Raw genomic sequence first — 13036 nt, 5'->3', positions numbered from 1 at the left:
TGTCCTTCGAGCCCCGTACCCGCGCACAGGTCGGCGAGATCGTCGCCCGTCCGTCGCCGCCGCCGCAGCAGAACCGCGAACCGAGTACGCCCTCATCGTAGTTGAGCGCTCGACCGAAGATCCGGTCGGCTTCGGCCGGGTCGCGCTCGACCCGCACCAGCAGCGCGGAGCCACCTTCGGCTTCGCGCTGCCACTCACGTCGTTTAGGACGCCGTTTCTGATGGCGTGATCGTTCGTTGAGCAGTGCATGGCGGATCTGGTTGAGCGATTGGTTCCGGGCGAGTTGTGGGTGTTGTTCCGGCGGGTGGCCCCACCGACGGAGGTCATACGTCCGTAGGGTGGCGGGCGACGTCGGGCTGGTGACCGCGAATGCCTGGCGGCGATCATATTCGTGGCTGCACCTGGCGGCAGCTGCCGCCTGTGTTCGGGCCAGCCTGCCCCACCGTCTACCGGCGCTTCGCCCGGTGGAGCCAGGCCCGGGTGTGGGCCAGGCTCCACCGGGTCGTCCTCGACGCACTCGGTGCGCAGGGCGAGCTGGACTGGTCGCGGTGCGCGATCGATTCGGTCAGCGTCCGGGCGGCAAAAGGGGGCCCTTGACCCGACCGAGTCCGACCGACCGCGGCAAGAGCGGATCGAAAATCCCCCTCACCACCGACCGGAACGGCGTGCCGCTGTCGCTGGGCACCTCCGGCGCGAACATGCATGACAATCTCGGCCTGCAGCCACTCGTGCGAGGAATCCCACCTGTCCGCTCCCGCCGCGGGCCGTGCCGTTGGCGCCCCGTCAAGCTCCATGCCGACAAGGGTTACGACTACGACCACCTGCAAAAATGGCTTCGCGAGCGTCGCATCCGTCACCGCATCCCACGCAAGGGCATCGAGTTCTCCACCTGGCTCGGCCGACACCGCTGGGTCGTCGAACGGACGGTGTCCTGGCTGGCCGGCTGTACCGCCGCTACGAACTGTGGTCGGCCATCGGCACCTCAACTTTGCTGTAACAAGAGCAACTCACGTGGTAAGTCTCTGATGTTGTTCGCTTTCTCTGTTTGTCTCAGTCGCTGAAGCAACCGAAACATCCGCCCTGACTGACCCGCTGACGTGAGGAGCCCGCACCGTGCCACCCACCCTCTACCGCGACACGGGTTATACCCTTCGGCACCTGATAGAGGACATCGAGGGTGGAAGGATCGGGCTTCCCGACATTCAGCGGCCGTTCGTCTGGTCCGCGACGAAGACCCGCGATCTCTTCGACTCGATGTACCGCGGTTACCCGATCGGCACCCTGATGTTCTGGGAGACCGGAGCCGAGGTGGGGACCCGGCAGATCGGGACGGGCACGGGCGACCGGGCGCCCCAACGGCTGGTCGTGGACGGGCAGCAGCGGCTCACCGCATTGTTCGCCGTACTCACCGGGCGCACGGTCGTCAACAAGTCCTTCGACGAGGTCACACTGCGGATCGCCTTCCACCCGCAGGACCAGACGTTCGAGGTCACGGACGCGGCAATCGAGCGAGACACCGCCTACATCCCGGACATCACCAAGCTCTGGGCCCCGGGCGGCCACCGTGGCGCCGTCCGGGAGTTCTTCCACCGCCTCGAACAGGCCGCAGGCGAGCCCTTGCCGACCGCGACGAGGGACGAGCTGGAAGAGCGGATTGACCGTGTCCGGGGCCTGCACGACTTCCGTTTCCAGGTGGTGGAGTTGGACGCCGCGGCCGACGAGGAGCAGGTCGCGGAGATCTTCGTCCGTATCAACTTCCAGGGAGTGAAGCTCAACCAGTCCGACTTCATCCTCACCTTGATGTCGGTGCACTGGGAGAAGGGCCGACGTCAACTGGAGGACTTCTGCCGGGCCGCGGTGGTCGCGGGACTTCCCGGACCGAACCCGCGCAACCCGTTCCTGGACCCCAGCCCGGACCAGCTCCTGCGGGTCGCTGTCGCCGTGGCCTTCCGGCGTGCCCGGCTCCAGCACGTCTACAATGTGCTGCGAGGCAAGGACTTTGAGACCGGAAAGGTCTCCGCCGAGCGGCGTCAGGAACAGTTCGAACGGCTGGCGCAGGCGCACACGCAGGTCCTCGATCTGAGCAGCTGGCACGAGTTCTTCCGGTGCATCGCCGCGGCCGGCTTCCGTAGCCGCAAGATGATCACCTCTGACACCGCCCTGCTGTACAGCTACGCGCTGTGGCTGATCGGACTGCACGACTTCGGGCTGTCGGCGGAAGAACTCCGTCCGGTCATCGCGCGCTGGTTCTTCATGGCGCACACGACCGGCCGTTACTCCAACTCCCCCGAGTCGCAGATGGAGTTTGATCTGGGTCGGATCGGTGGCCTGCCACAGGGTGACGGCCAGGCGTTCGCCGCAGAACTCGCCCGGATCATTTCCGCGCACTTCACCGGTGACTACTGGGACATCTCCCTGCCGAACAGGCTCGACAGCTCATCGTCGTACTCCCCGGTGGTGTTCGCCTACCAGGCTGCGTTGAACATCCTGGACGCCGAGTTGCTGTGCGGCGATCAGCACATCCGCGACCTGATGGATCCGGCTGCCAGGCCCGCCCGGAAGGTTCCTCGGGACCGTCTGTTCTACTCCGAGACCCTCGCGGGTCTTGGTATCACCGACAAACGCCAGGTCAACGCCATCGCCAACATGGCATATGTGACGTGGCCGGCAAGCGAGAAGGGCAACACTGACGCACCTCATGTCTACTGGCCGAGGATCACCGAGGCGATGGACCCGGAGGTGGTCAGGCGGCAGGCCCTGTGGCACGCGCTGCCGGTCGGCTGGGAGCAGCTCGACTACTCGGCCTTTCTGGAACGACGCCGCCAGTTGATTGCCCAAGTGGTACGGGAGGCGTTCGAGACGCTCAGCGTGGACCGACCCGCGTACGTGCCCACCGCGGCGGCCGATCTGATCGCCGCCGGTGAGTCCCAGAGCACCGAGTTCAAGGCGAGTGCCCGCTGGAACGTGCACACTGAGGAGTACGACAAGTCCCTTCAGAACAATCTCGTCAAGACGGTCTGTGGCTTCCTCAACGGGGAGGGCGGCAACCTGTTCGTCGGCGTCGGTGACGACGGGGCCGTACTAGGGATCGAGAACGATCTGTCCACCCTGCCGAAGCAGGCTGACCTCGATGGCTACGAACTGTTCGTACGCCAAGTCCTCGATGACAACCTGTCGGCCCCGACCGCGACCACCGTGCGGATCAGCTTTCCCGAGGTGGCCGACCGTGTCGTCTGCCGGGTCAGCGTGGCCGCGGCCGGCAAGGCCGTGTTCGCCAGGCCCGCCAAAGGCGGCAGCGCGGCCACCGACTTCTGGGTCCGGGTCGGTAACGCCACCAAGCAGCTGCATGGGGAGGGCCTCTTGCGGTACCGGGAGGAGCACTGGGGGTGATCGAAGAGGCCCTACCTTAAATCTGCCTAGAGGACTTTGCGTTGATCCCTTCCGTTGTCGTGCAGTAGGTCATTGATCAAGTGCTGGGTCTCCGTCTCAAGATCGCAGTCCAGTGTCTGGTTGATCTGCTGGATCCGGGTGATGGTGGTGTGCAGGCCGGAGCGGTTCCCGGCCGCGTGCTCGATACGCATCAGGCCCTGGTAGGGCAACTAGGCGCTGTCGTCGGCGCCGATGCTGATCATGACGGCTCGCCTGGCCGTGCTGAGGTCGTGCAGCGGGCCGCGTGGGTATGGCGTTCCGGCCGCCTCGTATGCTGCGCGGATGAGTGATCAGAGGATGAACGCGCCTGTGGCGGGCGGCGTCGGGGACGCGGCCGGGGGAGGGGTGCCCGCTCAAGGTGGGCAGCGCACGGGAAGGAGCGCTGGGGCGTCGGTACTCGCCACGCTCTGGGTGCTGCTGGTCGCCTGGGGGATCGCCGCGGGCAACACCGGACTCGCCTACGTCACGCTGGGCATGGACTTCATCCCGATCGCGGCGGGCGTGCTCGGCTGCCTGGTCTTCGTGATCGTGTTGCGGCTGCTCCACAGGGCGTGGTGGCTCGCCGTCCTGTCCGTGGTCCCCGCGCTCTTCATTCTCGTCGGGTCCGTCCAGTACGCCCCCGAGGCGGCGCTCGACAGGCGTGGCGTCCGCGAGACCGTGACGATCACCGCGGACAGCGCGGCGGGAACGGCGAGTAAGAACCACCGGTTCACACTGGTCGGGCCGGGCGGTGAACTCGAGGAGACCCTGGAGTACCGGGGGAGCAATCCCGGTTACCGGGTGGGCGACCGCATCGAGATCCTCCGCGACCCGGAAGGCGCTGTCCCCCTGGAGGACGCCGTGGACGTCGACCCCGAAGGCAGGCTCGGCGGCCTCGTCACGGGAGTCGCCGCATGGACGGGCATGACGCTGCTCGCGGGCTGGCGCGGCCATGTGCGCCGACGGGAGAACCGCCGGGCGTGGAGCGGCACGATCTAGGAAGGCACCGGCGACGAGGGCCCCGTGCAGGACAGGGACTTGGGGACGGCGCCGTCGCAGCCCACCTCGCCAGCCTCCACCTGCGCGTCTCGATGATCTGGCTCAGAGAACTCACCCGGACCACCTGGTGATCGCAACCACACACGCTGCCTAGAGGGCTTTGCGTTGGTCCCTTCCGTTGCCGTGCAGAAGGTCGTTGATCAACTGCTCCGTGGCCGTCTCAAGATCGCAGTCGAGTGTTCTGTTGATCTGTTGGATCCGGGTGATGGCGGTGTGCAGGCCGGAGCGGTTCCCGGCCGTGTGTTCGATGCGCATCAGGTCCCGGTACAGCAGCTCTGCCGTGTCGTCGGCACCGAGGCCGATCATGACGGCTCGCCTGGCCGCGCTGAGGTCGTGCAGCGGGCCAGGACGGGTGCGGTGGGTGGCCACCGCGTGTGCGACGTCGATGATCCTCGTGATCATCTCCTGCTGGAAAGCCTCGGCCCAGGGCAGCGGTCTGCCGCCGAACGGCCTGCCCCGTACCAGGCTGAGGGCCTTCTCCAAGTCCGGCACACCGGCTGGTCCCTGGGGCAGTGCGTGTTCGGCGAGTTGGAGGAACCTGGTCCAGTCGCAGCGTACGGCGGGGGCCAGGCGGTAGGGGTCCTCGCCGGTGATACGCCCCAGAACGTAGGGATCGCCAGAGGGGTCCCTGCCCAGGGCGCCGCGTAGGCCGCGTAGCCGCGAGTTGAGGGTGTTCACGCTCCAGGGGTTGAGGGGGTTCATGTCGGTGCACAGCACGTCGGCGGAGCGGCCCGGCCGGAAATACAACAACGCGGCGAGCTGGCTGCTGCGCGGTCCGTGTCCGGAGGCGGCGACGCCGTCCACCTCGACCGGCCCCAGAACACGGATCTCCGGCGCGCGCAGGTCCTGCGCCGTGCCCTCCGCTGCGGCTGGCTCCATACCGTTCTCGGGGCTGTCCTGGTGGTCGTCGTTCCCCGCAGCTTCTGCGTCAGCAGTCGGCTCGGTAGCTGTCGGCGGGGTTCCTTCGGTGTTCGGCGCAGATTCGTCGCCGGCTGAAGGTGACGCTCCAGGAAGCAGGCGCAGCCCGGACGGATCGGCGCTGGCAGCGACCAGGGCCGCAAAGACCCCACTGGTAGGGCTGGTATCCGACGGGGTCTGCGAAAAAACGGGGACCTCGGCAGCGGCAGTCGCAGCTGTACGGGGCTCGTCAGCTGGCGCGGGCTGGGGCAGCTGGCCGGGTTCGTCCGGGACATCCCGCCAGGGGCCCTCGGCCGGCTGGGCGGGCTGTCCGGACACTGCGAGGGCGGTGGTGATCTGCTGGTAGGCGTCGTGTTCCAGGCGCTGCACGATGATGTCGGTGCCGACGCTGCCGAGTTGCTGCGGAGTGTTGAGGGAGGCGTTGAGGATCTCGGCGTCCGGGAAGTGCGCGGCGGCCGAACTCGCTGGGGCAATCAGGGTGACGGGGACCGGGCCGGCCTTGTCGATGAGATCGGCGAACCGCCACGCCGTGTCCGCGTCCAGCGCGGACGAGCACAGCAGGAGATAGGGCTGGTCCTGGGTGTCGGGCAGCTGGCGGGCTTCCAGAAGCCGCTCGCTCAGGTCGCGCAGCGCGTGTACGGCTTGGCGCATGTGGGCGATCCGCGCGGTCGGCAGCAGCTGCGGCAGGTCCTCGCCGAATCCCACGACGACGATTTCGACGTCGCTGGCCCACGGGCTCATCCCCAGCTCCAGGGCGAGGGAAGTGCAGACCTCGGTGATGTGCACCGCGCTGCCGTCCAGGAGCAGGGCGGGCAGGGCAGCGAGGTTGAGCAGCAGCAGGTCACCCGTGTCCGTGCTGCCGATCGTGACCAGGCCCGGGTAAGGGGCCAGCACGTCGCGGGCGGCCTCCTCGTCCAGGAGAGCGGCGTCGCCGGGCAGGGCCCACCACCCCGCTGTCCCGGACACGAACGGCACCCTCGGCTCTCGGGCGAGGTCCTCGGGCAGTACTTCGACGGTGTGCGTGCCGATCCGCGCGGCCCGCAACGCCGGCAGCTCGCGCGCGGGAGCGTCGGTGGGCAGGTGGTGGGCCAGGGTGCGCAGGGCAAGGTCCAGACGTACGGCGCCGCCCGCCTCGGCAGCGGCCGCCAACTGGGCCTCGGCCGTGGACGTTTCCGGCGCGATGGCGATCTTCTCGCCGGGCCTACGGCGGCGCCGCTGCAGCGTCCTACGCAGGGCCAGTGCCCCGGTGACGGCGGCCGCCAGCAGTGCGCCGGCGCCCAGTACGACGCGCAGGTTCAGCGAACTGCCGGCCGGAGCCGGCTCGGCCGTGGGTGCCGCGGTCGGGGAGGACGCATCGGAGGCGGACACCTCGGGTGACGCTGGGGGAGGGGCTGTTGAGGGCGTCCCGCTGCTGCTTGGCCCAGGAACTGTCGAGTCGGCTGGGGGAGGAGCGCCCTGCTCGTGGTCTGGCCCGGGGCGCGCGGTCGACTGGCTGCTGGAGGCAGACGGCCCTGGTGTTGGGCTGGCGGAGGGGCTGGGCGCCGGTGGCTGCGCCTCCTGGTCGTCGTCGTGCCCTGGCTGGTGCTCATCGTCGGGGGCGGGCGCGGGCTGCTCGGAGTCCTGCTCGTCCTCTCCGGTGTGATCGCGTGCGGGTGGCGGGGTGTCCGACGTGCCGGTGCCGGGCACGGTGACGTGTTGGCCCGGGTAGATCATGTCGGGGTCGGTGATGGCCGGCAGGCCGTCGGGCTGCGGCTGGTCCTTGGTCGCTGCGAAGAGCTCCGGCCACCGGTTGCCGTCCTCGAGCTCGTGGGCGGCGATGGTGGACAGGGAGTCGCCCGGCTCGACGACTTCCACCTGCGCAGGCTCGTCGGCCGCCGCCGGAGCAGCCTGGTCGAGCTGCGTGTGGACGCCTCCCGCCGGGGTGTAGGAGGCGGGCATTGTCAGCTGCCAGCCGGGCTGCAGAAACCCGTTGGAGCGGAACACCTGGCCGTCGCCCATGGTGTGGCCCTCATTCAGGGCGGCGATCTGCCGCCACTGTTCGCCGTCGCCTAGTTCCTGCTCGGCGATGCTCCACAGGCTTTCCGCGGGCCGCGTCTGGCGCACCGTGTAGGTCGGGGACGCCGTACGCCCGGTCGCCGTGGACGTCCTGTCGGCTCCGGTGTCGTGCCCGGCCTGGGCTTGGGCGGGCAGGCGGGCCGCTGTTGCGGCGGGGGCGGCCTGGGCGTCGGAGGCCAGCGCCGAGCTGGTGGGTAGGAGCACCAGGATGCTGCCGATCAGCAGTGCCGCGGCCCGCTGGGAGGAGCCGAGCCCGCGTGGGGGATGCCAGGTCCGGCCACGCAGCTGCGCGAACAGCTCGCGCACCGTGCAGTACGTGAATTGCGCCCACCCGATCCAGCCGACGCTGGCGATGAGCAGCAGGGCTGCCGCGCCGGTGTCCTGGCGGTCGAGGAGGTGCGCGAGGTCGTCGCGTCCGGCCTCCCACAGCACCGGGGTGGCCCAGGCCAGCAGCAGGGGCAGCCCCACGACCGCGCCGGCCAGGACCAGCAGACTCAAGCCGGCCGTGACCCCACGAACCACGCGGCGGCCTGCCGTGGTGGCGGGGGAGGGGGTGGTGCCCATCAGGTGTTTCCTTCGGGTGCGTTGACGCCGTACAAGAGAGTGGCCTCGCCATGTCCGGCAACCGGCAGCGAACCGATCCCGACGGCGGAGAGGAACGTCGTGTCGTAGGAGTCGGTGACATCGACCATGAGAGTGGTGCCGTCCCCCGACACGGCGACGGTGCCGGTGGCGCCGGCGGAGGCGAGGTAGGCGCGGGCTGCGGCCACCGCATCCTGCGGATCCACCACGACCGCCTCACCGGGGATGGCCTGGGCGGGGTCGATGGCCTGCCCGCCGGCCCGGGCGGCCTCACCCGCGACGAAGTCGGCGCGCTCGAGGGCGCGCATCCTGCTGCCCCCGTCGACCGCGACACCGATGATGCCGATCAGCGCGATGACGCACACCGCAACGAACACCGTCACCCCACCCCGGTCATCGAACGGCATCGGGCGGGCCCGTCGTTGGAAGCTCATCCTCATCAGCCCTCCCGTGTCGGAAAAGCCGTCGGTTCGGCAGCCGTCGCCGTTGCAGGCCGCGCTCTTCCGCTGTCCAGGGGCTTAACTCGATGGAGTGAAGTTTCTGAAGCATCTCCACGAATCATGCGGATCATCCGATATTCCTGAAGCACCGGCTCTCCTGGTGAACTGGAGCGGTCATGACGCTGGCGATCGTGCGGAATCTGGCCTCGCCGCGGGTCGTGAGATCGGCGGTTGAGGAAGAGGACTTCGAGCAAGAAATCGTTGACCAATACGCGTTGGCCCTGGCCGCGACGGGGGCGGGGGACGGCACGGTGGAGTTCAACTGCCGTGCGGCCGTGGACTTTGTGCGCTCCAGCGAGCGACGGCTGTGGGCGGTCGGAGTGGAAGATGCCGACCGATACCTGGTGAGGCTGCGTCAGGAGCGGTGCTGCAAGCCGTCGACGGTCCAGGGCTACGCGGGCGCCATTGCCCGCTTCTACGACTTCGTGATCAGCCGCTATCAACGGGACATCCACGCGTTGACGGGCTGCGTGGTGATGCAGCCGATCGATGAGTTCAACCGGCCGGCCAAGGCCAACTACCCGAATGTGCGGGTGCCGCCCGGCCGCGTGGAGGTGGAGGAGCTGTTCGGACACTGGGCCGCACAACTGCCCTGTGCGCGCAAGTACTTGCCAGCCGCCCGTGACTACCTGGCGGCGTCGCTGTGGCGACGGGGCGGGTTGCGGATCCGCGAGACGACGATGCTCGATGTGCGTGACTGGCGGCCGGATCTGGGTCAGTGGGGCAAGCTGCACATCCGCTACGGCAAGGGCAGCCGCGGACGCGGGCCCAAGACACGCCTGATCCCCGCAATCGACGGGATCGACGCGCTGATGCAGTGGTGGCTGACGGACGTACGCCACCAGTTCGACGACGACTGGCAAAACCCGGACGCCCCACTGCTGCCCAGCGAACGGCGGGATCAACTCACCGGCGCCTGCGCCCGGATCGGCACCGATCCACTGCGCTCCGGCCTGGCCACCGCGGTGGCCACCTGGCTTCCGGACTGGAAGGGCCGGCTGACCCCGCACGGCCTGCGGCACTACTGCGCCTCCGCCCTTTACGAGCGAGGGGTGGACCTCAAGGCGATCCAGGACCTGCTCGGCCACAACTGGCTGTCGACGACCACGCACTACATCCATGTGCCGACTCAGCACATCGAGAACGAATGGATCCAGGCCAACAACCGGACCACGCTGCGGTTGCTGGGCTGAGCCGAAGGAGCCCGTGATGCGGTGGAACTTGCGGATGAAGGCGGCCGAGGCCGGCATCTGGCAGGCGACCCAGATGCGCCGCCGGCTGGCTGAGGCCGGCCTGGAGATCAGCGCCGGCAAGATGTCGATGCTGTGGTCCCGAACCCCGACCACGATCCGGCTGGACGACCTGGAAGTGTTGTGCGCCGTATTGGACTGCACTCCCTGTGACTTGCTCGTGCCGAGCGGACTGCCGGCCGCGCGGCCCGAGCAGCCGCCGGCCCGCACCGCCGACCGTGATCCGGCACCGCGCGGCGCGCGCGACATCGTGCCCAAACCCGGCCGTCCGCGAACGGCACCCCCGTTGTGACCCGGCCGGCCCTCAACCTGTGCACTGTCTGCGGCCGTCTGCCCGAAGCCATCGACAGCACCGGGTACTGCTTCGGCTGTTGGCCGGGCGGCCCGGTCACCCCGCCCCCGTGCCTGATCTGTGGGTCGCTCGACTACTACAACACCGGCAAGTGCCGCCGCTGTCACCTCTACGGGCGGCCCGCCGCGGATTCCTGTCCGGACTGTCTGGCCTGGGGCGCCACCAGGAAGGGCGGGTGGTTGTGCGAGGCCTGCCACGGCTGGCGGGTGAACCATCCCCATCGGGGAATCTGCCCGACCTGCAACAATCTTGCCCGCCTCCACCGAGAGCTGGGCATCTGCCGGCTGTGCTTCGCCCACGCCCGAAACATGATCCCCGTCCTGGGCCGGTTCGATCCGGCCGAGGCCAACCGAGACGGCCAGCAGCTCTTCCTCGCGGGGCTCAGCCGGCAAAAGGGCTCTTCGCGCCGAATGCGGCAGGCCGAACAGCGCGCTCGCACGGCCCTCTCGGACGTCTCCCCGCGCATGAGGAAGGAGCTCAAGCTGCTCCTGGAGCCACCGCCGCGATTTCCGGCACCCGCTCACCGCGACCGCCCCGCCGTCCGTTACGAGCAGCTGGCCTTCTTCCCGGCCCAGCGCGATCACTCCCGGTTGCGGCAGCGGGACTACCCCTGGCCCACCGACCTCGCGTTGCTGCGCCGGCTGTGGAACCTGACTGATCAGCGGGCCGCCCGACTCGGCTGGAGCGCGCCGGTCAGGATGCGCTGCCGGGCCGGCCTCCGGATCATCCTGGCCATCCAGGACGACCCCGGCGCCCCGATCCCGCGCAGCGGTCTGGAGTTCCTCAACGAGATCCACCTGACCGCCAAGCACGTGGCGGCCGTCCTGGACGAGGCAGGCCTGCTCCTCGACGACCGCGACAACGTCCTTCGCCAATGGCTCGAGCGGCGGCTGACCGGGCTGCCCGAGCCGATGGCCGGCGAGGTGCGCATCTGGTACGACGTCATGGCAGGCGGCCGCAGCCGGCCGCCCCGACGACGCCCCCGTAGTGCCACCACGATCCGCCTGCACTTCTCCTGGGCCCGCCCCGTGCTCATCGAATGGGCCGCCGGCGGCCACACCTCCCTGCGGGAGATCGCCCGCGAAGACGTCGCCGCGGCACTGGCCGCCAGCGACCACCCCGCACGCACCGGTCAGGGCCTGCGCTCGCTGTTCCACCTGCTCAAGCAGGACCACGTACTGTTCGCCGACCCCACCTACCGGATGCGCCTGGGCTACCACCCACCCCGTGAGCCCCTGCCCGTCGACACCGCCGCCATCAAGGCCCTGCTCGACCAGTCCAACCCCGCGCGCGCCGCGGTCGCCTCGCTCGTCGCCTTCCACGGACTGAGCACCAGCCAGGTGCGCAACCTCCAACTCGTCGACGTCAGCGCCGGCTGGCTCCAACTCGACGACCGCAAGATTCCCCTGGCCCCGCCGGTCCGTGAACGCATCGCCGCCTACCTGGACCACCGCACCACTACCTGGCCCAACACCGCCAACCCGCATCTGTTCATCAATCGCCGCAGCGCCATGGAAACCCGCAACGTCGGCATCCGCTGGATCAAGCTGCTGCTCGGGCCCGGTGTCAGCTGCCGCTCGATCCGCGAAGACCGCATCCTCGCCGAAGCCATGGCCAGCCGCGGAGATGCCAAGCGGCTGCACGACATGTTCGGCCTGTCCATCAACGCCAGCCTCCGCTACACCGGCGTCGTCGACCATCCCGGCTTCCTCGACCAAGCGTGAACCCAAGTACCCTCGCGCGCTCATTGCGCGGCACCGGCACTTCGGTTCGTACTCCACGGCACTTCAGAATTCGCGAACCCAAGAGCTCTCTGTCGGTACTGATCCACAACCGAGGTGGCGGTCGAGGTGAGGGTGCGGCTTCCCGGGACCGGCAGCAGCAGGTCGGAGAGGGTGACCGTGCAGGTCACCGTCACAGTGACGGTGGCGACCTGACCGACCGGTACGGCCAGTCCTCCGGCGTCCACGGCCACACTGGTGGAGGCGCACGCGATGTCCTGGTCGCTGAGGGTTTCGGCGGCCGCAGTGTGCGCGGCGTCCTGGGCGGCGGCCACCGTGCGGTGGATGGATGCCTCCCGTGCGGCGTCCTCGGCTGCTGCGTCGATCTTCGCCCCGGAGGTGACGATCCGGCCGCCCGCGAGCGCCAGGCACAGGAACATGATCAATAGCGGGACGATGATGGCGGCCTCGATCGCCACGCTGCCCTCGTCCCCCCTGGCCCGGCGTACCCAACAGGCCCTGCGTCGCAGCGCGTTCATTGACCCGGCACCGTCCACCGTTCCACGGCCCCGGACGCTGCCTGCTTGACCTGCAGTCCTGCTATGCCAGGGATCATCGACTGCGCTGTGCCTGACACCTCTATACGCACGCGTACTCCAGTGCTGCCGGCCGTGGAGACGCTGTACCCGAGCAGGCTGTCACCCGCCGCCCTGCCCAGAACCTCCTGCGCCTTGGCGGTGCCGTCGGCGGGCGAGGCCTCATACGCGCGGGCCGCAGTCAGGCCCTCGCGGGCGGCGGTCAGCGCGATGGAGCGGGCGTAGTACCACATAGAGGCCTGGATGACGGCGATCGTGGCGAGCAGGATGAACGGGTAGACGATCGCCATCTGGATGGAGGCATCCCCGCGGTCCTCATGCCATCTTCGCCCGCGCCACCAAGCTCGGAGCCGGTCGCCGCCAGGCATCAGATGCCGTTCAGGCTGGTGTTGTACTTGTTGATCACGATGGCGATGGTTCCCGCGATGAGCAGGGCGCCGGTGACAGCGGCCACCCAGATGATGACGGTGGTGATGCTGATGTCCCCCCTGTCGGGGCGCCGCTTCGCCTCGGCCAGGCCCTCTTCCAGACGCTCGGTCAGTAAGCGGACGGCACGGTAGCTACGGTCTGCCAGGTGCTTCATCGGAGAACTCCT

11 protein-coding genes and 1 pseudogene are annotated in these 13036 nt (G+C 68.9%); 6 read left to right on the top strand and 6 right to left on the bottom strand.

Annotated elements, in window-relative coordinates; genetic code table 11:
* Window positions 1–247: 247 nt before the first annotated feature.
* A pseudogene (locus OG381_RS00375) lies at window positions 248–947 on the top strand (IS5 family transposase); the annotation flags it as partial.
* Window positions 948–1113: 166 nt separating this feature from the next.
* Window positions 1114–3390: a GmrSD restriction endonuclease domain-containing protein gene (locus tag OG381_RS00370; RefSeq protein WP_327714045.1), complete on the top strand. Its 2277-nt coding sequence runs from the start codon at window positions 1114–1116 to the stop codon at window positions 3388–3390.
* Between the two features lie 26 nt (window positions 3391–3416).
* On the opposite strand, the gene OG381_RS00365 is transcribed toward OG381_RS00370, so the two are convergent.
* Window positions 3417–3581: a hypothetical protein gene (locus OG381_RS00365; RefSeq protein WP_327714044.1), complete on the bottom strand. Its 165-nt coding sequence runs from the start codon at window positions 3579–3581 to the stop codon at window positions 3417–3419.
* Window positions 3582–3711: 130 nt separating this feature from the next.
* On the opposite strand from OG381_RS00365, the gene OG381_RS00360 reads away from it, so the two are divergent.
* The gene (locus tag OG381_RS00360) at window positions 3712–4407 is read left to right on the top strand and encodes a hypothetical protein (RefSeq protein ID WP_327714043.1); all 696 of its coding nucleotides are present in this window, start codon (window positions 3712–3714) and stop codon (window positions 4405–4407) included.
* A 150-nt stretch (window positions 4408–4557) separates the two neighbouring features.
* On the opposite strand, the gene OG381_RS00355 is transcribed toward OG381_RS00360, so the two are convergent.
* Both OG381_RS00355 and OG381_RS00350 read right to left on the bottom strand, forming a co-directional pair.
* On the bottom strand, window positions 4558–8004 hold the full coding sequence (locus tag OG381_RS00355; RefSeq protein WP_327714042.1) for a hypothetical protein: 3447 nt from the start codon (window positions 8002–8004) through the stop codon (window positions 4558–4560).
* Window positions 8004–8456, bottom strand: a complete 453-nt coding sequence (locus OG381_RS00350; RefSeq protein WP_327714041.1) for a pilus assembly protein TadG-related protein — start codon at window positions 8454–8456, stop codon at window positions 8004–8006. The genes OG381_RS00355 and OG381_RS00350 overlap by 1 nt, the downstream gene beginning before the upstream one ends.
* A gap of 182 nt (window positions 8457–8638) precedes the next feature.
* Here OG381_RS00350 and OG381_RS00345 point away from each other — a divergent pair, with 182 nt between their 5' ends.
* The 3 genes from OG381_RS00345 (at window position 8639) to OG381_RS00335 (ending at window position 11848) form a co-directional block, all read left to right on the top strand.
* Window positions 8639–9715: a tyrosine-type recombinase/integrase gene (locus tag OG381_RS00345; RefSeq protein WP_327714040.1), complete on the top strand. Its 1077-nt coding sequence runs from the start codon at window positions 8639–8641 to the stop codon at window positions 9713–9715.
* Between the two features lie 16 nt (window positions 9716–9731).
* A complete protein-coding gene (locus tag OG381_RS00340) occupies window positions 9732–10064 on the top strand; it encodes a helix-turn-helix domain-containing protein (RefSeq protein ID WP_327714039.1) in 333 nt (110 codons plus the stop codon).
* Window positions 10065–10432: 368 nt separating this feature from the next.
* Complete coding sequence (locus OG381_RS00335) at window positions 10433–11848, top strand: hypothetical protein (RefSeq protein ID WP_327714038.1); 1416 nt, start codon at window positions 10433–10435, stop codon at window positions 11846–11848.
* A gap of 20 nt (window positions 11849–11868) precedes the next feature.
* Here the strand turns inward: OG381_RS00335 and OG381_RS00330 are convergent, their stop codons facing one another.
* From OG381_RS00330 to OG381_RS00320, 3 genes are read right to left on the bottom strand one after another with little or no spacing between them, the layout of a single operon-like run.
* Window positions 11869–12384: a TadE/TadG family type IV pilus assembly protein gene (locus OG381_RS00330; protein ID WP_327714037.1), complete on the bottom strand. Its 516-nt coding sequence runs from the start codon at window positions 12382–12384 to the stop codon at window positions 11869–11871.
* On the bottom strand, window positions 12381–12809 hold the full coding sequence (locus OG381_RS00325) for a TadE/TadG family type IV pilus assembly protein (protein ID WP_327714036.1): 429 nt from the start codon (window positions 12807–12809) through the stop codon (window positions 12381–12383). The genes OG381_RS00330 and OG381_RS00325 overlap by 4 nt, the downstream gene beginning before the upstream one ends.
* Window positions 12809–13024 (bottom strand): hypothetical protein, encoded by a 216-nt coding sequence (locus OG381_RS00320; RefSeq protein ID WP_327714035.1) that lies wholly within the window; start codon window positions 13022–13024, stop codon window positions 12809–12811. Before OG381_RS00320 ends, OG381_RS00325 begins: the two co-directional genes overlap by 1 nt.
* Window positions 13025–13036 lie beyond the last annotated feature (12 nt).

This window comes from Streptomyces sp. NBC_00490 (assembly GCF_036013645.1).
Lineage (GTDB): Bacteria > Actinomycetota > Actinomycetes > Streptomycetales > Streptomycetaceae > Streptomyces > Streptomyces canus_F.
This window is presented reverse-complemented; position numbering and strand designations above follow the sequence as displayed.

Coding starts and splice junctions, on each gene's coding strand:
- OG381_RS00360 (WP_327714043.1), top strand. CDS start 3,712: ATGAGTGATCAGAGGATGAACGCGCCTGTGGCGGGCGGCGTCGGGGAC.
- OG381_RS00325 (WP_327714036.1), bottom strand. CDS start 12,809: ATGCCTGGCGGCGACCGGCTCCGAGCTTGGTGGCGCGGGCGAAGATGG.
- OG381_RS00335 (WP_327714038.1), top strand. CDS start 10,433: ATGATCCCCGTCCTGGGCCGGTTCGATCCGGCCGAGGCCAACCGAGAC.
- OG381_RS00365 (WP_327714044.1), bottom strand. CDS start 3,581: ATGCGTATCGAGCACGCGGCCGGGAACCGCTCCGGCCTGCACACCACC.
- OG381_RS00345 (WP_327714040.1), top strand. CDS start 8,639: ATGACGCTGGCGATCGTGCGGAATCTGGCCTCGCCGCGGGTCGTGAGA.
- OG381_RS00355 (WP_327714042.1), bottom strand. CDS start 8,004: ATGGGCACCACCCCCTCCCCCGCCACCACGGCAGGCCGCCGCGTGGTT.
- OG381_RS00350 (WP_327714041.1), bottom strand. CDS start 8,456: ATGAGCTTCCAACGACGGGCCCGCCCGATGCCGTTCGATGACCGGGGT.
- OG381_RS00340 (WP_327714039.1), top strand. CDS start 9,732: ATGCGGTGGAACTTGCGGATGAAGGCGGCCGAGGCCGGCATCTGGCAG.
- OG381_RS00330 (WP_327714037.1), bottom strand. CDS start 12,384: ATGAACGCGCTGCGACGCAGGGCCTGTTGGGTACGCCGGGCCAGGGGG.
- OG381_RS00320 (WP_327714035.1), bottom strand. CDS start 13,024: ATGAAGCACCTGGCAGACCGTAGCTACCGTGCCGTCCGCTTACTGACC.